The organism is Enterobacter sp. TCD1-1 (assembly GCF_020567405.1).
GTDB lineage: Bacteria > Pseudomonadota > Gammaproteobacteria > Enterobacterales > Enterobacteriaceae > Enterobacter > Enterobacter quasiroggenkampii.
The window spans coordinates 2,529,620-2,549,254 of record NZ_JAJCXF010000001.1 but is presented as its reverse complement, the minus strand read 5'-3'; the positions used below and the strand labels follow the sequence as shown (position 1 = coordinate 2,549,254).

General features: G+C 57.2%; 14 protein-coding genes. 4 read left to right on the top strand and 10 right to left on the bottom strand.

Annotation, left to right across the window (positions count from 1 at the left end; all coding sequences use genetic code 11):
* The first annotated feature begins 7 nt into the window (after positions 1–7).
* Positions 8–601 (top strand): GDP-mannose pyrophosphatase NudK, encoded by a 594-nt coding sequence (nudK, locus tag LJA86_RS12160; protein WP_048029618.1) that lies wholly within the window; start codon positions 8–10, stop codon positions 599–601.
* A 101-nt stretch (positions 602–702) separates the two neighbouring features.
* Entirely contained in the window at positions 703–1,746 is a 1,044-nt protein-coding gene (locus LJA86_RS12155) for a DUF1176 domain-containing protein (protein WP_196346748.1), read from the top strand.
* Between the two features lie 152 nt (positions 1,747–1,898).
* Here LJA86_RS12155 and ygjK read toward each other — a convergent pair whose 3' ends face one another.
* The 6 genes from ygjK to ebgR form a co-directional block, all read right to left on the bottom strand.
* Positions 1,899–4,244 carry an alpha-glucosidase gene (ygjK, locus tag LJA86_RS12150; RefSeq protein ID WP_229226219.1) on the bottom strand — a complete coding sequence of 782 codons (2,346 nt, stop codon included), beginning with the start codon at positions 4,242–4,244 and terminating at the stop codon, positions 1,899–1,901.
* A 14-nt stretch (positions 4,245–4,258) separates the two neighbouring features.
* On the bottom strand, positions 4,259–5,317 hold the full coding sequence (ygjJ, locus tag LJA86_RS12145) for a protein YgjJ (RefSeq protein WP_063622231.1): 1,059 nt from the start codon (positions 5,315–5,317) through the stop codon (positions 4,259–4,261).
* A 38-nt stretch (positions 5,318–5,355) separates the two neighbouring features.
* Positions 5,356–6,792, bottom strand: a complete 1,437-nt coding sequence (locus LJA86_RS12140) for an amino acid permease (protein ID WP_229226218.1) — start codon at positions 6,790–6,792, stop codon at positions 5,356–5,358.
* A gap of 56 nt (positions 6,793–6,848) precedes the next feature.
* Complete coding sequence (locus LJA86_RS12135; protein ID WP_229226217.1) at positions 6,849–7,298, bottom strand: beta-galactosidase subunit beta; 450 nt, start codon at positions 7,296–7,298, stop codon at positions 6,849–6,851.
* Positions 7,295–10,378 (bottom strand): beta-galactosidase subunit alpha, encoded by a 3,084-nt coding sequence (gene ebgA / locus LJA86_RS12130; RefSeq protein ID WP_229226216.1) that lies wholly within the window; start codon positions 10,376–10,378, stop codon positions 7,295–7,297. Before ebgA ends, LJA86_RS12135 begins: the two co-directional genes overlap by 4 nt.
* A gap of 146 nt (positions 10,379–10,524) precedes the next feature.
* On the bottom strand, positions 10,525–11,508 hold the full coding sequence (gene ebgR / locus LJA86_RS12125) for a transcriptional regulator EbgR (RefSeq protein WP_069719738.1): 984 nt from the start codon (positions 11,506–11,508) through the stop codon (positions 10,525–10,527).
* Between the two features lie 138 nt (positions 11,509–11,646).
* On the opposite strand from ebgR, the gene LJA86_RS12120 reads away from it, so the two are divergent.
* Positions 11,647–11,979: a tRNA-binding protein gene (locus LJA86_RS12120; protein WP_063622226.1), complete on the top strand. Its 333-nt coding sequence runs from the start codon at positions 11,647–11,649 to the stop codon at positions 11,977–11,979.
* A gap of 73 nt (positions 11,980–12,052) precedes the next feature.
* Here the strand turns inward: LJA86_RS12120 and tkt are convergent, their stop codons facing one another.
* Positions 12,053–14,041, bottom strand: a complete 1,989-nt coding sequence (tkt, locus tag LJA86_RS12115) for a transketolase (protein ID WP_229226215.1) — start codon at positions 14,039–14,041, stop codon at positions 12,053–12,055.
* A gap of 19 nt (positions 14,042–14,060) precedes the next feature.
* Complete coding sequence (gene tal, locus LJA86_RS12110; protein WP_045909457.1) at positions 14,061–15,011, bottom strand: transaldolase; 951 nt, start codon at positions 15,009–15,011, stop codon at positions 14,061–14,063.
* A gap of 289 nt (positions 15,012–15,300) precedes the next feature.
* On the opposite strand from tal, the gene maeB reads away from it, so the two are divergent.
* Entirely contained in the window at positions 15,301–17,580 is a 2,280-nt protein-coding gene (gene maeB / locus LJA86_RS12105; RefSeq protein ID WP_045406103.1) for an NADP-dependent oxaloacetate-decarboxylating malate dehydrogenase, read from the top strand.
* A 97-nt stretch (positions 17,581–17,677) separates the two neighbouring features.
* On the opposite strand, the gene hemF is transcribed toward maeB, so the two are convergent.
* Both hemF and amiA read right to left on the bottom strand, forming a co-directional pair.
* The gene (hemF, locus tag LJA86_RS12100; protein WP_223539342.1) at positions 17,678–18,577 is read right to left on the bottom strand and encodes an oxygen-dependent coproporphyrinogen oxidase; all 900 of its coding nucleotides are present in this window, start codon (positions 18,575–18,577) and stop codon (positions 17,678–17,680) included.
* Positions 18,577–19,452 (bottom strand): N-acetylmuramoyl-L-alanine amidase AmiA, encoded by an 876-nt coding sequence (gene amiA, locus LJA86_RS12095; protein WP_045325904.1) that lies wholly within the window; start codon positions 19,450–19,452, stop codon positions 18,577–18,579. The genes hemF and amiA overlap by 1 nt, the downstream gene beginning before the upstream one ends.
* Positions 19,453–19,635: the final 183 nt, after the last annotated feature.

Genomic DNA, 19,635 nt, shown 5'->3' with positions numbered 1-19,635 from the left:
AGCCCGTATGACCCTGAAAATAGACGTTATCAAAGACAAAATTCTCTCTGAAAACTACTTTGTCCTGCGTAACATCACCTACGATCTGACGCGTAACAACGGTGAAGTGATCCGCCACAGGCGCGAGGTCTACGACCGCGGCAACGGGGCAACTATCCTGCTCTATAATCGTGAAAAGCAGAGCGTGGTGCTGATCCGCCAGTTCAGGGTGGCAACATGGGTCAATGGCAACCCGGACGGACGTCTGATTGAAACCTGCGCGGGCCTGCTCGATGACGATGAGCCGGAAGTCTGCATCCGCAAAGAGGCCGTCGAAGAGACCGGCTTCGAAGTAGGCGAGGTCAAAAAGGTCTTCGAGCTGTTTATGTCGCCGGGCGGCGTGACGGAAATCGTCCATTTCTTCATCGCGGAATACAGCGACGCGCAGCGCACTCACCGGGGCGGCGGCGTAGAAGATGAAGATATCGAAGTGCTGGAGCTTCCTTTTGCCCGGGCGCTGGAGATGGTGCGTTCAGGCGAAATCAGGGATGGTAAGGCGGTGATATTACTGCAGTATTTACAGACGACCGGGCTGATGAATACCCCTTTCGAACGGATATAGCCTGTTTTTCGGGTATATCTGATAAATCCGATTGAGCAACCCCGGCGGGAACACGAAGATACTGCCCAGTTACGCGTTTTCGTTCCGGGATTGTGCCATTCATGCGCTACAGCGTTTTTTTATTTTCCCTGTTTTGTGTGCTCCTCGCGCCGCAGGTGCGGGCTGCACCCGCGCAGCAAGCCTTTTCTGACTGGCAGGTGACCTGCAATAACCAGAACTTTTGCCTTGCCCGCAACACGGGCGAACACCGTGGTCTGGTCATGACTCTCACCCGAAGCGCCGGGGCGAAAACGGATGCCACGCTGCGTATCGATCTCGGCGGGCTTGATACCCCTTCCGTGAAAGAGCCTGAGATTGCCCCCCGGCTGCTGCTGGATAATATTCCCCTGAAGCTGGACAAACAGCGCTGGCAACTCACGCCCTGGCATCTGAAAACGGACGATGCGGCCACCATCACCGCCTTTCTGAAAAATATCCAGGAAGGGAAGGCCCTGACCCTTCGCGGTGGTAAGCAGGTGATATCTCTGAGCGGTCTGAAAGCCGCGCTGCTGTTCATTGATGCGCAGCAAAAGCGCGTGGGCAGTGAAACCGCGTGGATCAGAAAAGGTGACGATCCGCCGTTAAGCGTACCGCCCGCACCCGCCCTGAAAAAGGTGGCGACCGTTAATCCTACCCCAACACCGCTTTCCCATGCCGAACTGAACGACCTGCTGGATTATGGCACCGGCAGGATGAACAGCAGCCAGTGCTCGCTGGATCCTAACCGCCGGGAAGTGCGCGTCACCGCGTTGACCGATGACAAGGCGCTGCTGATCGTCAGCTGCGAGGCGGGGGCCTATAACACCGTCGATCTGGCGTGGCTGGTGTCACGTAAGAAACCGTTCTCTGCCCGCAGCGTCAGGCTGCGTCTGCCGTTTACGCCGTCAAGCGACAGCAGCGAAATAGAGTTGATGAACGCCAGCTTTGATGAGAAGACGCGCGAGCTGACCACGCTCTCGCTGGGGCGCGGTATGGGCGACTGTGGGTTCCAGACGCGCTGGCGGTTTGACGGCCAGCGTTTCCGCCTGGTGCGTTATGCAGAGGAACCCAGCTGCGATAACTGGAACGGGCCAGACGCCTGGCCCACGCTGTGGATCACGCGGTAGCTTTTAGCCGGGTGGCGCTATCGCTTATCCGGCCGACAAAAAAACGAGCCGTAGGCCGGGTAAGCGATAGCGCCACCCGGCAGGCAGACCGCACGACAGAAACGTAGGCCGGGTAAGCGACTGCGCCACCCGGCAAAGCAGACAGCTTCCCGTTACTGTTTACGGAAAAAGTCGTTATACAGCATATACAGATGCGCCGCGCTCCAGGAGAAGTTAGGCGCGCCCTGCTGCGCGCCGGTCAGCGGGTTGTAGTTTTCCTGAATCGGGCCGTCGGACGTTAACCCCTTCGCGTGCTTAAAGAAGTTTTCTGCCAGCGTTTGAGCCTGCTCACGGTAACCATAGCGTTCCATCCCTTTCAGGCCAAACCAGAACTGGTCGACCCACACCCGGCCTCGCCAGTAGATATCCGGACCAAATGCCGGATTGGTGAGCGCGGCAGTCCCGAGCGGCACATAGGTATTGAACTCTTTCGGATCAAGCATCACCTTCACCACGGCATCCGCATGCGCATGCGTTGCCGCACCGTTAAACAGCGGCGACCAGCCTTCCGGCCCTTTACCGCGCTCGACGATAGGCTTGCCTGCGCAGCCGTTCGCCAGCGGTTTATCCTCGATACGGATGTCATAGTAAAAACCGCTCTTCGCGTCGAACATGCAGGTATTGATGTAGGTCGCGAGCTTATCCGCCAGCTGGCGATAGCGGCTGGCCTCCTGCTCTTTACCCAGCAGGCTCGCCATTTGCGCCAGATAGTGATTGTCGCTGTACATGTAGCTCGCCTGATCGACGGACTCCTGCAGCAGCGAATAGCCCAGCAGCTTGCCCTCGTTATCGCGGTTTTCGGCAAATTTCACCGTCCAGTCGCTGCGCTTGCCGCCGTTTTCAACGTATTTATCCAACTGGGCCTTATCGATAAAACCGAAGACGGCGGCATCATCGCGGCCTGACTCCCACGAGGCTGCAACCTGCGCCGGGATCTCCAGACTGTCGTAATGGCCCTTGTCGATCACCCGGGCATAGTTGTTCAGGCCGGAAAGCGATTCCTCTTTATCGCCTTTTTTGACCGTAAAGAGCATCTCCCCGCTGGCGGTGTTATGGGCTTTGTCACGCGTCGCGCCGTACTCCGGCACACCGTTGCCGTTATGGTCGCGGTTGCGCAGCCACCAGTCGTGGTAAGCCACCAGTTTAGGGTACATTTCCGCCAGCCAGGCTTTATCCTGCGTGGTGTTATACACCTCCATCACCGACCACGCAGCCAGGCTTGGTTTAGTATTGCGCTCATTCCAGTTACCGCCGTCGCCGCCGCGTTCCGGGTTCAGGTTCCAGGCGATGAGATCCGGCACAAAGCCGGCATCCTGCGGGCGTACCGGATCGTCGGGTTTGATTTGCCAGGAGAAGACCGCGCGAATGTTCTCTTTGGCGATATCCGGGTTGAAATGCGACATGGCAAACGCCTGTTTCCAGGTATCCCACGGCCAGGTCTGGTTGCCGGAGAACCACCGTCCGGTGACGGATGGCGTCACCGTGTTATAGCGCACCGCGCCGCCGGCCGAACGCCAGTTGCCGTTCAGCGTCTCGATGGCCTTCACCGCCACGCGCGTTTGCTCTGGGGTCGCATCAGGGTTGGTCAACCCTTTCTGCAAATAGCCTTCCCAGCGCCGTTGCGAGGCCGCCATATAGGCTGCCGGGCGTGCCAGAATATCGCGGATCTGCACCTGCTCGCGCTTCACCTCTTCGGCATTCAGCAGATGGGAGTAGGTGGTATACAGCGTGGTGCTGCCGGTAACGTGCGCCCGGCTGGTAAAGCGATGCCCGTCGATGGTGGTGTCAACGGGGAGGGATTTATGAACCTGATATTCGGAACTGCCGGAGGTCAGCAGATCCCAGGTGGAGCGCACTTTGCCAAAAGTCACTTTCAGGCCGTCACGTGTGGGGACCAGCCTGCGCTGATAGTCTGGATACGCGGCGTCGATAGTCTTATCCGACAGCGGTTTGCCCTCTTTGGCCTCCAGTTTTTCCAGCAGTTCGCCGTCCCACACCAGCTCGAGTGGTGCCTTGCTGGTGATGCGGGTCTCCAGCAGCGAGGTGCGCGCGGTGGCAAAGCGCAGCGTCATCGCGATCTGCACATCTTTCGCGTTCAACTTCTGCACCAGCGCGCCGGGAAGGCTGTAAGCCTCAAGGGTAAAATCGACTTTTTTGCCGTTCTGATACACGCTCAGGCGATCGAAATTGGTCGCCATAAAGTTGATGTACTCTTCGGTGAGCAGCGCTACGCCGGGAAATCCTCCCTGGGTCTGCGGCCCGTTCGGCAGCAAATGACCATGCCAGGCACCCAAATCGAAAAAGGGATTAAACCGCTGGTGGTCGTCAGCGTCGAAATCGTGCATGTATTCCGGCGCACCGGAACGGTTGATGACGTTTTTAAAATCAGCAGGGGTGGCGGCGTGAGCCGAAAAGCTGATCGCCAGCGCGCAGGCCAGCGGTGTAAGGCTGAGTTTCATATTGGAAGATCCTTTTACCAGTAGAAATATTGCATCAGGAAGACCTGATCGCTCGGGTCGCCGGAGGCATTTTTCATATAGAAGCGGCTGTCGGCTGCGGTGGCAAAGCGTCCACCGCCGTACTCATACCAGATGCCGAACTGCATAAATGAGGTTGTTTCATCGGCGGCATTGTCCGGGCGGTGCTTTGCATAGCTGTAAGCGGTGGAGAGATAGACACCTTTTAACGCTTCAACCATGGCGCTGACCATATAGCCAGTTTCAGTCCCGGAGACGTCCTTGCCGCTGGCGCGTCCGGTGTGATGCCAGGCGCGCGCCGCCAGATTGGGCGACAGAATGCCGGTCAGGAAAAGTTGTCCCGTGCCGTCGGTGACCTCAAGTCCGTTCATCCAGGTGACATCTTTGACGATGTCATACTGGATATAGCCGTTGGCCATTGCCGGATAGGTATACTTATCGTCATAGCGATCGTATTTACCAAAATGCAGCCAGGCTTTGCTTTCGTCATGGTGCCCCGCAGGCGTGGCGGTGACGCTATAGCGCAGGTTCCCGGAGAGGTTCTGCACCTTCAGCGCGTACATAATGTCGCGGGTGTTGGGGATCACGTAGCCCAGATCGGGCGTGAAATCTCCCCACCACTGCAGGTCATCAAGCGATGAGTCCTGACGCAGGCTGAGCATGATTTCGGTGTTGCTGTCGGTCTTGTAGCCGCCGTACAAGCGGTTAAGCCCACCTTCAAATCCGCCCCAGCTGTGATCGGGCACCCAGGCATTACCCTGATGGTCAGCCTGTACGGTCCAGCCCTCGCCGTAAATCAGGCCGAACCAGTGTCCGTGCTTCATTTCCAGACCGCCTTCAATATAGGTGCCGTCACTGTATTTATGTTTATTCTGACCTTCTAAATCCATATATCCGCCAACACCCAGTTCGCCATAAAAACGAAACGACGGAGAGGTAATTTCCGGGGTTCGGGTATCGTCATGTTCAGCGGGTCTGGCTTCTTCTGCGGCGAATACGGGGCAGCAGAAAGAGAGGGCAGCGAGTGCCCCAATTGTTTTCTCTTTAATTTTCATGCACTCATCCCAATGAGAGAATATCCATGCCTTCAGCGTTAGTGAAGATGTGAGGCAGGTGACGCTTCTGTTTGTTGTTGTTCTTTTGATAATCCCTTGACGTATTTGCTGTATTTCCACCAGGCAAATCCGAGGAATAACACAATGCCACCGACGTTATAGAAAATAATCGTCAGAATATTGGCACCGGTGGGGAAAGTTGAGGCCACAAAGCCGATGGCAAAAATTACAATCAGCATCGACACCACCACAATACCGGTGGTGCGCGAGCCCATTTGGAAGTCGCGCGGGAGATGATCGAGCTTACGACGCAGGTTCAGGTAGGCCAGCATAATGAACAGCGGCGGCAGCATGGAGGCAGCGGCGGTCATATTGATGACGGTGTTCATCAGCTCCTGCGCGGTATTCGACCCCATGGTTGGGATAATCATGAGCGGAATGACGATCAAATACTGGATCCACGCCGCGCGCGCCGGTACGCCGTTCTCGTTCAGCGCCACGGTTTTTGGCCCAAAAATGCCGCTTGGGATTTCGGAGAAGAAGATTTTGACCGGCGTTGCCGTCCACATCAGCAGGGAGCCGAACATTGCGGTAAAGGAGACCAGGCCGACAAAGCGGTTCATCAGCACCTCCGGCAGGCCAAACCATACCGCCAGACCGTGGAACACCTGCACCGAGCCGCCGGTAAATTTCAGTTCTTTACTGCTGATGAAGACGTTAATCAGCACCGAAGAGATGGAGTAGAGCACGCCGATGAAAATGCCCGCCAGAATGATCACCTTCACGAAGGATTTTGAGCCGCCCTTAACGTCGTTAACGTATACCGCAACGGACTCTGCGCCCCCGGCAGCCATGAATATCCAGGTGGTGATGCCGAGGAAGGCCCAGTTGAAGTTGGGGATCATCGCGTCAACGGTAATCGGGTCGGCTGGCTGGACGCCGCCCACCAGCGCCGCGCCGGCCAGCAGAATGTAGGAGAGGGTGAGCAGCAGCATCAGCGTAGAGGTCACAGAGGTGATCGGCCCCAGCATTTTCGCCCCGTTGGTGGAGACCCAGGTCGAGAAGGCAAACAGCACCATGCTCAGTACCGTGGTGGCGAACGGCGTAAGAATGTATTCATACCCCAGAAAGGCGTAAGAGGCGTAGGCAATAACGCGCGGTAATAACGAGGTGAAGAAAAACAGGTTCACGAACCAGTAGGTGTAGGCGGTAATAAACGCCCATCGCCCGCCCAGCGAGCTTTTCACCCAGGCATACACGCCTGCTTCGGAGTTTTTATTCAGGGAGACAAATTCCGCGATAATCAGGCAGAAAGGAATGAAGTAGAACAGAGTGGCTAAAAAGAACATCGGCGCGGAGGCCAGCCCCAGCTCAATGTTGTTATTAATCACGTTGTTAAAACTGAATACGGCGGCAAACGTCAGCGACAGCAGGCCGAATTTGCCGATGGTATTACGCTTGGTAGTTTCAGACATAATCTTTCTCCGGGTACGAGGAGGAGAGCGGTGCTTCATTGGCACCGCTGGATTTTTTATTTGTTATGGAAATAGCCGTCTTCGATGGTCACATAGAGGACGACTTTTTTGGCCGGCGTTTCGCTGATAAAGCGATACGCCTCGTGGTTTTCACATATCACGATCTGTCCCTCGCGCACCTGTTCGGTTTGACCCACGCCTTTCAGGTATTCGCGGTCGGTTTCATCTCGGTAGCACTCCACAAGCTGAAGGGCATCTTTTGCGGCGTATTCAATTTTCTGCGTGCCCTGCAGGTAGTAATGCACCTCGAAATAGCGGCGATGGCCGACGAACAGCGCGTCAGTGCGGGTATCATTGGTCACGCGGTAGGCCAGAGAGTCGCCAATCGAGTGGGCAACGCCGGGCTGGATGTTGTCGATGTTATTAATGGCCTCTACGCAGCGCTGCCATTTACGGCCTGTGCGATAACGCTGCTGGAACTGTTCCAGGCTGTCGAGAACGATCATTTGTCTGCCTCGCTGTGCGAATTCATGGAGAAGAAACCGGTGCCGAACCGATGGCGCGCCAGTGCCTGCGCGGCGGTGTGTCCGCCTTCCAGCGGAAGTAGGGTGAAGCCGTAGCGGAACGGTCTGAACCAGACGCGCCAGGTATCCAGCACTTCGCTTCCCCAGGAGTTGGAGCCTAAGCCCAGTACCTGGTGGTCGAGATTGAGGGTAATGTCCTCGCCACGACGCAGTTCGTTGCAGTGCTGCGCAGCGTGGATGTTCTCTGCTGTGTAGCGCCAGGCGCTGAGGTGAATCGGCTGCTCAGGTACCACCAGCAGGCCGCTGCCGTGACGGCTGGCAAGCGTAGCCCAGCGCACCTGTTGGTGGTTGCCGTTGTTCTGCGGGAACGGGTAGTTCTCAAACATCTCATCCACCGTGGTGTGCCACAGATCGACGGTGCTGGCCTGCTGGCTGTCCGGATAGTTCTCTCCGGGTCCGCGTCCGTAGTAGCTTACCTGGTCGAATTCGCCGTTGATGCCGAGGGTAAAGCCGATGCACGGGATAATGTGCGGATAATCACCGTAGCGTTCTCCGCTCAGCTCAACGTTGATTTGCCCGTCGGCGGCGATGCGCCAGCGATAGGTACAGCGCATGCCAAAATCAAATACCGGCGGAGCAATCAGCGTGCGGGTCGTAATGATGACCGCATCATCCTGCTGCTCGATCTCAAATCCGCGCAGGTGCTCCTGCATAATCTGCAGGTGGTTGGGCTGCCACAGGCCTTCATACTCCTGCCTGTGGTTATCGATCGTCGGCTTGAAGAAATTAATCTTTGGCTCGCGGGTGAGGTTTTCCTCACCGTTAACCTGCCAGGAACAGAGTTTCCCCGTCACTTTTGAGAACCGTGCGCGGAAGTTGTGCCCGGTCACGGTACAGTTCAGGCGGTCTTCTTCCAGCAGCAGCGGCGTCGCATTGGGGTTAATAAACGGCGTGGCGTGAGCCGTACGCGCCTTAAGCGGGAACTGGTACACCGCGATCTCGTGCCCGGCTTCGCTGTAGCGCGTGCGGCTGTTTTTGCTGATACGCACGGTCAGGAACGTTTCGCGCTCGTCGGATTCCGGCAGCTCCAGACGCAGGCTGCGCGCGCTGTTGGGGGCGAGGCCGGAGATTTGCAGCGGCTGGCTGTAGCGCGTTTCACCTTCTGCCCGCACCTCGACCAGCAGGGTGTAATCATCCAGGCTAGTGAACCAGAAGCGGTTTTCAACGCGCAGCTCGCCGTCCTGCCAGCGCAGTTTGACCGGGGCAATCACCTGCTTATATTCACGCAGCCCCGGACCCGGCGTTTGGTCGGAGTAGATCAGCCCGTCGAGGCAGAAGTTGTAATTATTCGGGTAGTCGCCAAAGTCGCCGCCGTAGGCGTAATACGTATTGCCGCTGGCATCTTCCGCCTGAATGCCGTGGTCGCACCACTCCCAGACGTAGTGGCCCTGAATGCAGTCGTGGCGATCGAAGACGTTTTGATATTCCGTTAACCCGCCTGGGCCGTTGCCCATCGCATGGGCGTATTCGCAGATAATGCGCGGTTTGGCGTGGGGATATTCACCGAATAAATTCATCAGCGGCACGCGGGTGTACATGGTGGAGATGATATCCACCACCTCGGCATCGCGATCTTCTTCGTAATGCAGCAGGCGCGTGTCGTCCAGCGCCTTCGCGGCCCGGGCCATGGCGCGAATATTGCAGCCGTAGCCGGACTCGTTTCCAAGCGACCAGATGATGATTGAAGGGTGGTTTTTCTGGGCGTGAATATGGCGCTCGATGCGCTCAACGTACACCGGTTCCCATACCGGATCGTCCGTGATGCGGCTCAGGTCGCCGACGTTGGCAAAACCGTGGGATTCCACATCTGTCTCCGCCATCACGAACAGGCCGTAGAGGTCGCACAGCTCGTAGAAGCGCGGATCGTTGGGGTAGTGGGCAGTGCGTACCGAGTTGATGTTGTGCTGCTTCATCAGGATCAGGTCACGCTCGACGCGATCCATGCCCACGGCGCGGCCCTTCAGGTGATCGTTGTCGTGACGGTTTACGCCGTGCAGCTTCAAGTAGCGGTTGTTCACGTAGAACAGACCGTCGCGTACCTTGATGTCGCGGAACCCGATGCGCTGCGGGATAACCTCCAGCGTCTGCCCGTGCTCATCTTTTAGCGTCATCACCAGATGGTAGAGGTAGGGCGATTCTGCAGACCACTGCTCAGGCTGTTTGACCTCAATGCTAAAGGTCGTTTCCGCGCTGCGGGTCACGGTCAGGCCGTTGGTCATGCCCTGATGGAGCATCGTCTCGCCATCGTACAGGGCATACTCCAGCGACACGGCTGAAGCCTGCGGGGCCAGGTTTTCCAGCTCAAGCTGGCAGAAGAGGGTGGCGTCTTTCCAGGCCTCGTCAAAGGTGGTTTTAATCGTGATGTCGCGCACGTGGGTTGGATTTTTGCCGATCAGATAAACGTCGCGGAAAATACCGGCCGTCCACCACATGTCCTGATCCTCAATGTAGGTCGAATCCGCCCACTGCAGCACCCGCACGCACAGCAGGTTTTGTCCGCTGCGCACCGCGTGGCTGATATCAAACTCGGCGGTCAGTCGACTGCCCTTGCTAAAGCCAATGTAGTGACCATTCACGTAGACTTCGTACCAGGTTTCGACGCCGTCAAACTTAATGAGGGTCTGCTTCCCCTGCCAGCCGTCCGAGAGGGTGAAGTGGCGCTGGTACGCCCCGGTTGGGTTGTCTGCCGGTACCCACGGCACGTCTACCGGGAAGGGAAAGCCTTCGTCGGTATACTGCAGCTCGCCGTGGCCTTCCATCTGCCACATGGCGGGTACGGTAATGTCGCCCCAGTCGGTCATGTATTCAGATGTGAAGTTTTCCGGTACCAGAAGGGGATTGGTGAAAAAGCGAAAGTTCCACTTACCGCTCAGAGACAGAAAGTGGCTGCTGGCTTCGCGAGCAAAGGTACGAGCCTGTGCGACGGTGTCGTAAGAGAAGAAGTATGCACGCGGCGCAAGCCGGTTCTCATGCGTGAGTTGAATATTTTCCCAGCGATTCATGCGATCTCCCTGTTGGAGGTAAACATCATTGCTGGGAATTTTAGTAAATATTTTACTAAATAAAATCAGTAAAATTGATTTGCTTTAACTCGATCACGAAATAAAAAAATGCCGGGCATGCCCGGCATCGTGTAAAACGAGGGAGTTTAGCGGGTCGTGCCGCGCAGTTTCAGCACGCTCGGCACGAAAACCTGAAGCGGCAGCGTCCGGCCGTCGCGGGCTTTTTCCAGCAGCAGATTCACCCCCTGGCTGCCCATCATTTCCGAGTGGATACGTACGGTCGAGAGCGGCGGAAAGGTGAAGCGGGCGGTCGGGATATCGTTGACGCTGATGAGCGAAATATCCTCCGGGATCGCCAGCCCTTTTTCGTGGATAGCGCGCAATACGCCGATGGCAATGGAATCCGATGCCACAAACAGCGCAGTGGGCCAGCTGTCCCGGGCCAGCATGGTTTTTGCCAGTTCGTATCCGGATGAGCTGGAAAAACCGCCGCGCCAGATATCCTCTTCTGACACCACTCCTTTCAGGCGGCCATACTCCACGAAAGCGGCTTCGCGGATATCGGCTTTGCCGGGCTCATCTTCCCCACCGATAAAACCGATGCGCTTAACATCCTGACGAATAAAGAAATCAACGATCTGCTTGCTGATGCGGGAGAGATCAATGTCAACGGAATCGTACTCGCTGCCGGGCTCGTGGAAATCGATAAAGCAGACGTTGTCCGTCAGGGCCATCGCGGTACGACGAATGGCTGAGGCAGGCTTGCCCACAATCAGTACGCCGGTGAGTTTTTTAATCTCAGGCAGGGTAGCATTGGCGTAACAGTTGCTCAGTTCGACGCCCAGCTTTTCACACTGCGTCTCAATGCCGTGGCGGATGGCAAGGTAGTAAGGGTCGTTAATCTCCAGCTCTTGCTGGTAGCTGTAGAGCGCCAGAATGTGTTGCTGACCCACCGCGGCAGACTGCATTTTGCGGGACGTGGTACTCTTATATTCCAGCTTTTCAGCAATCTCCAGAATGCGGTGTTTGGTCTCTTCTTTTACGTTCAACGTTGGGTCATCGTTTAAAACCCGGGATACCGTCGCCAGCGAAACGCCAGCCTCCGTCGCGATGTCTTTGAGCGTAGCCATGTTTGTCCTTATTCCCCACGTGATAACCCATTGTAAAGGATGGGGCAGGACATGCATCAGTTTTTACTAAATATCCTGCCCATTGCTTCCGATAAATGCTGTGCTAGTATTTAGTAAAATTTTACCTGGAGGGAAAGAATGGATACCGTAGCTTACGATGATTTTGCAAAGCTGGAGATCCGCGTGGGGACGATTGTGAACGTTAAGCGCCACGCCAACGCAGATAAACTCTACATCGCCCAGATTGATGTGGGGGGAAGAACGCTGCAAACCGTCACCAGCCTGGTGCCGTATTACCGGGAAGAGGAGCTCATGGGAAAAACGGTGGTGGTGCTGTGTAACCTGGCGAAAGCGAAGATGCGCGGCGAAACGTCTGAATGCATGTTGCTCTGCGCGGAAACCGATGACGCCAGCGAAAGCGTGTTGTTAACGCCGGAGCGGGCGATGGCGGCAGGGGTTCGGGTGGTATAAAAAAGGGTGGCAATGCCACCCGATTTTTTATAGGCCGGGTAAGCGACAGCGCCACCCGGCAACGCAGGCCGCATTAGATCACGCTCAGCGCCTTCTCCACCACGTTCTCAACGGTAAAGCCGAAGTACGGGAACAGCTTATCGGCAGGGGCGGACTCACCGTAGCCCCGCATGCCCACAATCGCTCCTTTGAGCCCGACATACTTGTACCAGTAGTCGGCAATACCGGCCTCCACCGCCACGCGCGCCGTGACGCTGGACGGCAGGACCGATTCCCGGTACGCCTCGTCCTGGGCGTCAAAGATATCCGTGGAAGGCAGGGAGACGACCCGCACCGCGTGGCCCTCGGCGGTCAGTTTCTCCGCCGCTTTCACCGTGATTTCCACCTCTGAACCGGTCGCAATCAGGATCACGTCCGGCTTGCCGCCGCTGTCTTTCAGGATATAGCCGCCGCGAGCGATGTTTTTCACCTGCTCCGGAGTGCGCTCTATCTGCGCCAGGTTCTGGCGTGACAGAATCAGTGCCGTCGGGCCGTTATGGCGTTCTACCGCCAGCTTCCAGCCCACCGCCGCTTCGACCTGATCGCAGGGACGCCAGGTGCTGAAGTTTGGCGTCAGGCGCAGGCTCGCCAGCTGTTCAACCGCCTGGTGGGTGGGGCCGTCTTCTCCCAGACCGATGGAGTCGTGGGTATAGACCATAATCTGCCGCGCCTTCATCAGCGCTGCCATGCGCGCCGCGTTACGGGCGTACTCGACGAACATCAGGAAGGTGGCGGTGTAGGGCACGAAGCCGCCGTGGTGAGCGATGCCGTTGGCGATCGCGGTCATCCCGAACTCGCGCACGCCGTAATGGATGTAATTCCCGGCAATGTCCTCTTTCAGCGATTTTGAGCCCGACCAGATGGTCAGGTTACTCGGTGCCAGATCCGCCGAGCCGCCCAGCAGTTCAGGGAGAAGAGGGCCAATCGCATTCAGGGTGTTTTGCGACGCCTTACGGGTGGCGATTTTTGCCGGGTTGGACTGCAGGTTTTCAATCAGCGCCTGAGTTTTATCGTCCCAGTCCTCCGGCAGACCGCCGCTCATGCGGCGGGAAAACTCGGCGGCCAGATCCGGGTGCGCTTTTTTGTACGCGGCAAACTTCTCGTTCCAGGCGTGCTGGGCTTTTTCACCCGCTTCACGGGCATCCCAGGCTCTGTAGATCTCTTTCGGGATTTCAAATGGCGGGTATTTCCAGCCCAGCTTCTGGCGGGTCAGCGCCACTTCTTCGTCACCCAGCGCCGCGCCGTGCGCCTCTTCTTTGCCCGCCTTGTTCGGTGAGCCGAAGCCTATAACCGTGCGGCAGATAATCAGGGACGGTTTGTCCTTCACGCTCTGCGCTTCCTGAATCGCTTTTTTCACCGCCTCAGGATCGTGGCCGTCGATCTCGTGCACCACGTGCCAGTGGTAGGCCTCGAAGCGTTTTGCCGTGTCGTCAGTGAACCAGCCTTCGGTTTCCCCGTCGATGGAGATGCCGTTGTGATCGTAGAACCCGATCAGCTTGCCCAGCCCCAGGGTGCCCGCCAGGGAGCAGACCTCGTGGGAGATCCCCTCCATCAGACAGCCGTCACCCATAAACACATAGGTGTAGTGATCGACAATCTCGTGGTCCGGCTGGTTGAACTGTGCCGCCAGCGTACGTTCGGCAATCGCCAGCCCGACCGCATTTGCCAGCCCCTGACCGAGCGGCCCGGTGGTGGTCTCCACGCCCGGCGTATAGCCGATCTCCGGGTGTCCCGGGGTTTTGGAGTGCAGCTGGCGGAAGTTTTTCAGCTCCTCAAGCGGCAGATCGTAACCGGACAAGTGTAGCAGGCTGTAGAGCAGCATCGAGGCGTGGCCGTTGGAGAGAATAAAGCGGTCACGGTCATACCAGGTGGGATCGTTGGGGTTGTGCTTCAGGAAGTCGTTCCACAGCACTTCGGCAATATCGGCCATGCCCATCGGTGCGCCGGGGTGGCCGGAATTGGCTTTCTGCACGGCATCCATGCTGAGGGCGCGGATGGCATTGGCGAGCTCTTTACGGGACATAGTTCACTCCGTGGCAAGGTTAAAGTTTGGCAGCGAGAAGATCTTCAAGTTTGCGCTGGTCGACGGCGAACAGACGGATACCTTCCGCCAGTTTTTCCACGGCCATTGCGTCCTGATTGTGCTCCCAGCGGAACTCCGCTTCGGTCATGGCTTTCGGTTTTGGCAGAACGGTAGAGGTTGGCACCAGCTTGCGGATCACCGTCTCTTCTTTGTCCTGTAGTTCTTTGAGCAGGTTAGGGGAGATGGTCAGGCGGTCGCAGCCTGCCAGGGCAAGGATCTGCTCGGTACGGCGGAAGCTGGCCCCCATCACGATGGTTTCGTAGCGATGCTGCTTGTAGTAGTCGTAAATATTGCGCACCGATTTCACCCCCGGGTCCTCATCCACCACGTACGGATCCATCGGCTGTTTCGCCTGGTACCAGTCGTAGATGCGGCCTACAAACGGTGACACCAGGAACACGCCCGCTTCGGCACAAGCGCGCGCCTGGGCAAAGGAGAACAGCAGCGTCAGGTTGCAGTGAATCCCCTCTTTTTCCAGCACCTCTGCGGCGCGGATGCCTTCCCAGGTCGACGCCAGCTTGATCAGAATGCGTGATTTATCGATCCCCTGCTCCTGGTAGAGTTCCACCAGACGACGCGCTTTATTAATGCTCTTTTCTTTATCGAACGAGAGGCGGGCGTCGACTTCAGTCGAGACGCGGCCCGGAATGCTTTTAAGAATTTCCGCACCAAAATTAACCGCCAGCTTGTCGCTGGCTTCGGCGACCTGCTGCTCCTGCGTTTTCCCGCGCTGCTTACCGTAGGCAATGGCGTCATCAATCAGATGACTAAAATGGGCAAGCCCGGCTGCCTTGAGCAGTAGCGAAGGGTTAGTGGTCGCATCCTCCGGCTGGTAGTGACGAATCGACTCGATATCGCCGCTGTCGGCTACCACGGTGGTGAATTGTTTGATGCCGTCTAGCTGGTTCATAAATGATTACTCCTTGGAAATAAAAGAGTTAGATGAGTGCGTTAGTTCACACTTCTGGAAAAATCATGATGGACTTAACAAAAAAGCATAGCAGACGGGGGAGGCATTGCTTTTGAGACGGGTAACATGGCTGTTATAAATTGATAACAATTTTTAATGTGTGATGGTGAGAGTTTGGCAGCCTTCAAAGTTTAGGAGGCAGTCTGAGGCGATACTAGGCGGCACACCAGGGTGTGCAACCGGATCGCTTTCGTCACCCTTTTGACCGATACGTGAAAGGATAAATAAGATGGATGAGCAGTTGAAACAGAGTGCCCTCGATTTTCACGAGTTCCCTGTCCCGGGCAAAATTCAGGTCTCCCCAACCAAACCGCTGGCAACCCAGCGCGATCTGGCGCTGGCCTATTCGCCGGGCGTAGCGGCCCCGTGTCTGGAAATCGAAAAAGATCCGCTGGCGGCCTACAAATATACCGCGCGTGGCAACCTTGTTGCCGTGATCTCTAACGGCACGGCGGTACTGGGTCTCGGTAACATCGGCGCGCTGGCCGGTAAGCCGGTGATGGAAGGCAAGGGGGTGCTGTTCAAAAAATTCGCCGGTATCGACGTGTTTGATATCGAGGTGGACGAGCTCGATCCTGACAAATTCATCAACGTGGTGGCCGCGCTGGAGCCGACCTTCGGGGGGATCAACCTGGAAGACATTAAAGCGCCGGAATGTTTCTATATCGAGCAGAAGCTGCGCGAGCGTATGAACATTCCCGTGTTCCATGACGACCAGCACGGTACGGCCATTATCAGCACCGCCGCCATTCTCAACGGCCTGCGCGTGGTGGAGAAAAATCTCTCCGACGTGCGCATGGTGGTGTCGGGCGCAGGCGCCGCGGCGATTGCCTGTATGAACCTGCTGGTAGCGCTGGGTATGCAGAAACACAACATTGTGGTCTGTGACTCTAAGGGCGTGATTTACAAAGATCGCGAGCCGAACATGGCGGAAACCAAAGCGGCGTATGCGGTAGAAGACGACGGTAAACGCACGCTTGAGGACGTGATCGACGGCGCGGATATCTTCCTCGGCTGCTCGGGTCCGAAGGTGCTGACCCAGGAGATGGTGAAGAAGATGGCGCGCGCGCCGATGATCCTGGCCCTGGCCAACCCGGAACCGGAAATTCTGCCGCCGCTGGCGAAAGCGGTGCGTGAAGACGCCATTATCTGTACCGGGCGTTCCGACTACCCGAACCAGGTCAACAACGTGCTCTGCTTCCCGTTCATCTTCCGCGGCGCGCTGGACGTCGGCGCGACGGCAATCAACGAAGAGATGAAGCTGGCCGCCGTGCACGCCATCGCGGAGCTGGCCCACGCCGAGCAGAGCGAAGTGGTTGCCTCAGCTTATGGCGATCAGGATCTGAGCTTTGGCCCTGACTACATCATTCCAAAACCGTTCGACCCGCGTCTGATTGTCAAAATTGCCCCTGCGGTGGCCAAAGCGGCGATGGATTCCGGCGTGGCGACGCGTCCGATTGAGGATTTCGACGCTTACGTCGATAAACTCACCGAGTTTGTCTATAAAACGAACCTGTTCATGAAGCCGATCTTCTCCCAGGCGCGCGCCGACGCGAAGCGCGTGGTGCTGGCGGAAGGGGAAGAGGCGCGCGTGCTGCACGCCACTCAGGAGCTGATCACCTTAGGCCTGGCGAAGCCGATTCTGATTGGTCGTCCGAGCGTGATCGAAATGCGTATCCAGAAGCTGGGCCTGCAGATTAAGCCGGGCGTCGACTTCGAGATCGTCAACAACGAATCCGATCCGCGCTTCAAAGAGTACTGGAGCGAATACTACGCGATCATGAAACGTCGGGGGATCACCCAGGAGCAGGCGCAGAAAGCCGTCATCAGCAACACGACGGTGATCGGCGCGATCATGGTCCATCGCGGCGAGGCGGATGCGCTGATCTGCGGCACCATCGGCGATTACCACGAGCACTTTAGCGTGGTGCAGGAGATCTTCGGCTATCGCGACGGCGTGCACACCGCCGGGGCGATGAACGCCCTGCTGCTGCCAAGCGGCAACACCTTTATTGCCGATACCTACGTTAACGACGATCCCACCCCGGACGAGCTGGCGGAGATCACCGTGATGGCCGCTGAGACCGTGCGTCGCTTTGGTATCGAACCGAAGGTGGCGCTGCTGTCGCACTCTAACTTTGGTTCGTCTAAATCGGCGGCGGCCTGCAAAATGCGTGAGACGCTGGCGCTGGTGCGCGAGCGCGCGCCAGAGCTGATGATTGACGGGGAAATGCACGGCGATGCGGCGCTGGTGGAGAGCATCCGTAACGAACGTATGCCGGACAGCCCGCTGAAGGGATCGGCAAATATCCTGATTATGCCGAACGTGGAAGCGGCGCGTATCAGCTATAACCTGCTGCGCGTCTCCAGCTCTGAAGGGGTGACCGTAGGACCGGTGCTGATGGGCGTGGCAAAACCGGTGCACGTGTTAACGCCGATTGCCTCCGTGCGCCGTATCGTGAATATGGTGGCGCTGGCGGTGGTTGAGGCGCAGACGCAGCCGCTGTAAACCCCTCACCCTAACCCTCTCCCCATAGGGGAGAGGGAACTGCACCGAGCCGTCTTTCACCCTCTCCCCTATGGGGAGAGGGCCGGGGTGAGGGGAGTTACACCCAATCCCGCACCTGAATAAACTCTTTTAAGGCAGCCTCCGGGCTGCCTTCTTTTGGCTCGTAGCAGTACTCCCAGCGCACCAGCGGCGGCATCGACATCAGAATCGACTCCGTGCGCCCGCCGGTCTGCAGGCCGAACAGCGTCCCGCGATCCCACACCAGGTTGAACTCCACGTAGCGCCCGCGGCGGTAGAGCTGGAACTCACGCTCGCGCACGCCGTAGTCGGTGTTTTTACGGCGTTCGACGATGGGCAGATAGGCGTCGGTATAGCCTTCACCTACCGCGCGCATAAAGCTGAACGCGGTATCAAAATCAGGCGTGTTGAGGTCGTCAAAGAACAGTCCGCCGATGCCGCGCTGCTCGTCGCGGTGCTTCAGGTAAAAGTAGTCGTCGCACCACTTTTTATATTTCGGGTAAACGTCTTCGCCAAACGGCACACAAAGGTCCCGCGCGGTGGTGTGCCAGTGCACGGCATCCTCTTCGAAGCCGTAGTAGGGCGTCATGTCGAAACCGCCGCCAAACCACCAGACCGGATCGGCCCCCGGCTTTTCGGCAATGAAAAAGCGCACGTTGGCGTGGCTGGTCGGCACAAACGGGTTGTGCGGATGCACCACCAGCGAGACGCCCATCGCTTCGAAGCTGCGGCCTGCAAGCTCAGGACGATGTGCCGTCGCAGACGCGGGCATCGCGTCGCCATGAACGTGGGAAAAATTCACCCCGGCCTGTTCAAAGATGCCGCCGTTACGCAGCACGCGGCTGCGTCCGCCACCACCGGCCTCGCGCTGCCAGGTATCTTCCTGAAATTCTCCGCCGTCTGCGGCGGCCAGTTTCTGGCAAATCTCATCCTGCAGCTGCAGCAGGAACGTTTTGACCAGTTGAGCATTGGGTTTCATCAACGTTTCCTGGAGTGCGCTTTTTGGTTATCGAACCAGTTGAAGTAACTGATAATGCCGGAAGCGATGGCGTTGGCAATCTTCTGACGAAACGCCGCGGTGCCGAGGAGTCGCTCCTCTTCCGGGTTGGTAATGAACGAGGTTTCCACCAGTACGGACGGGATGGACGGTGATTTCAGCACCACGAACGCCGCCTGCTCGGTGCCTTTACTGTGCAGTCGATGCACCGGCTTAATCTTTTTCAGAATATGCGAGCCGAGCGTCAGGCTATTTTTGATCGTATCCGTCTGCACGAGGTCGAACAGCACCTGCTGTAGCAGGTGGTCCTTGTCAGTGGCTTTCTTCCCGGCGACTTCATCCGCCCGGTTTTCGCGATCGGAGAGGTATTTCGCCATGGCGCTACTGGCGCCGCGGTTGGAAAGCGCAAACACCGAGGCGCCGGCGGCAGACGGGTTGGTAAAGCCGTCGGCGTGAATCGACATAAACAGATCCGCCCCGTGCTGGTGGGCGATCTCTACGCGGTCATACAGCGGAATAAAGGTATCGCCAGAGCGCGTCAGGCGGGCGTCAATGCCGTTGCTGCGTAAAATCGCCCGCACATTTTTTGCAATCGCCAGCACGACGTGTTTTTCTTTCGACCCGTTTTTGCCGATGGCGCCGGTATCAATACCGCCGTGGCCTGGGTCGAGCATCACCAGACGCTTCGCGCCCGGCTTTTTCGTTTTCGGTTTGCTGTGTCCGTTACTGGTTTTGAGCGTGCTCTCGTCTTTCGCCTGAGCCTGCTTTGCGATGCCCGTTAACGTTAAGGCCGCCAGCCCCGCTTTGAGAACCTGACGACGCGATGTGAGTGCTTTTAATGGTTTGAATGTGCTCATGCGGCCTGAATACTAAAAAATGGGGTCCTGGTGTTATATCGTATCGCGTTTAGCGTTACGACAGTCCATAGTGAGAATTGTTTTACTTTTCATTTCAATACGTGACAAAGTGACATTATGCCAAATTTTGGCGAGATTTTCCCCGGTTATTGGCTAAAGGCGTGGTTCGCGCCATAATCACTG

What these genes read in the sequence shown, in the direction of transcription:
- tkt (WP_229226215.1), bottom strand. Translation starts at nt 14,041, where the DNA reads ATGTCCCGTAAAGAGCTCGCCAATGCCATCCGCGCCCTCAGCATGGAT.
- ygjJ (WP_063622231.1), bottom strand. Translation starts at nt 5,317, where the DNA reads ATGAAAATTAAAGAGAAAACAATTGGGGCACTCGCTGCCCTCTCTTTC.
- ebgA (WP_229226216.1), bottom strand. Translation starts at nt 10,378, where the DNA reads ATGAATCGCTGGGAAAATATTCAACTCACGCATGAGAACCGGCTTGCG.
- LJA86_RS12120 (WP_063622226.1), top strand. Translation starts at nt 11,647, where the DNA reads ATGGATACCGTAGCTTACGATGATTTTGCAAAGCTGGAGATCCGCGTG.
- ygjK (WP_229226219.1), bottom strand. Translation starts at nt 4,244, where the DNA reads ATGAAACTCAGCCTTACACCGCTGGCCTGCGCGCTGGCGATCAGCTTT.
- ebgR (WP_069719738.1), bottom strand. Translation starts at nt 11,508, where the DNA reads ATGGCTACGCTCAAAGACATCGCGACGGAGGCTGGCGTTTCGCTGGCG.
- amiA (WP_045325904.1), bottom strand. Translation starts at nt 19,452, where the DNA reads ATGAGCACATTCAAACCATTAAAAGCACTCACATCGCGTCGTCAGGTT.
- tal (WP_045909457.1), bottom strand. Translation starts at nt 15,011, where the DNA reads ATGAACCAGCTAGACGGCATCAAACAATTCACCACCGTGGTAGCCGAC.
- LJA86_RS12140 (WP_229226218.1), bottom strand. Translation starts at nt 6,792, where the DNA reads ATGTCTGAAACTACCAAGCGTAATACCATCGGCAAATTCGGCCTGCTG.
- LJA86_RS12155 (WP_196346748.1), top strand. Translation starts at nt 703, where the DNA reads ATGCGCTACAGCGTTTTTTTATTTTCCCTGTTTTGTGTGCTCCTCGCG.
- LJA86_RS12135 (WP_229226217.1), bottom strand. Translation starts at nt 7,298, where the DNA reads ATGATCGTTCTCGACAGCCTGGAACAGTTCCAGCAGCGTTATCGCACA.
- nudK (WP_048029618.1), top strand. Translation starts at nt 8, where the DNA reads ATGACCCTGAAAATAGACGTTATCAAAGACAAAATTCTCTCTGAAAAC.
- maeB (WP_045406103.1), top strand. Translation starts at nt 15,301, where the DNA reads ATGGATGAGCAGTTGAAACAGAGTGCCCTCGATTTTCACGAGTTCCCT.
- hemF (WP_223539342.1), bottom strand. Translation starts at nt 18,577, where the DNA reads ATGAAACCCAATGCTCAACTGGTCAAAACGTTCCTGCTGCAGCTGCAG.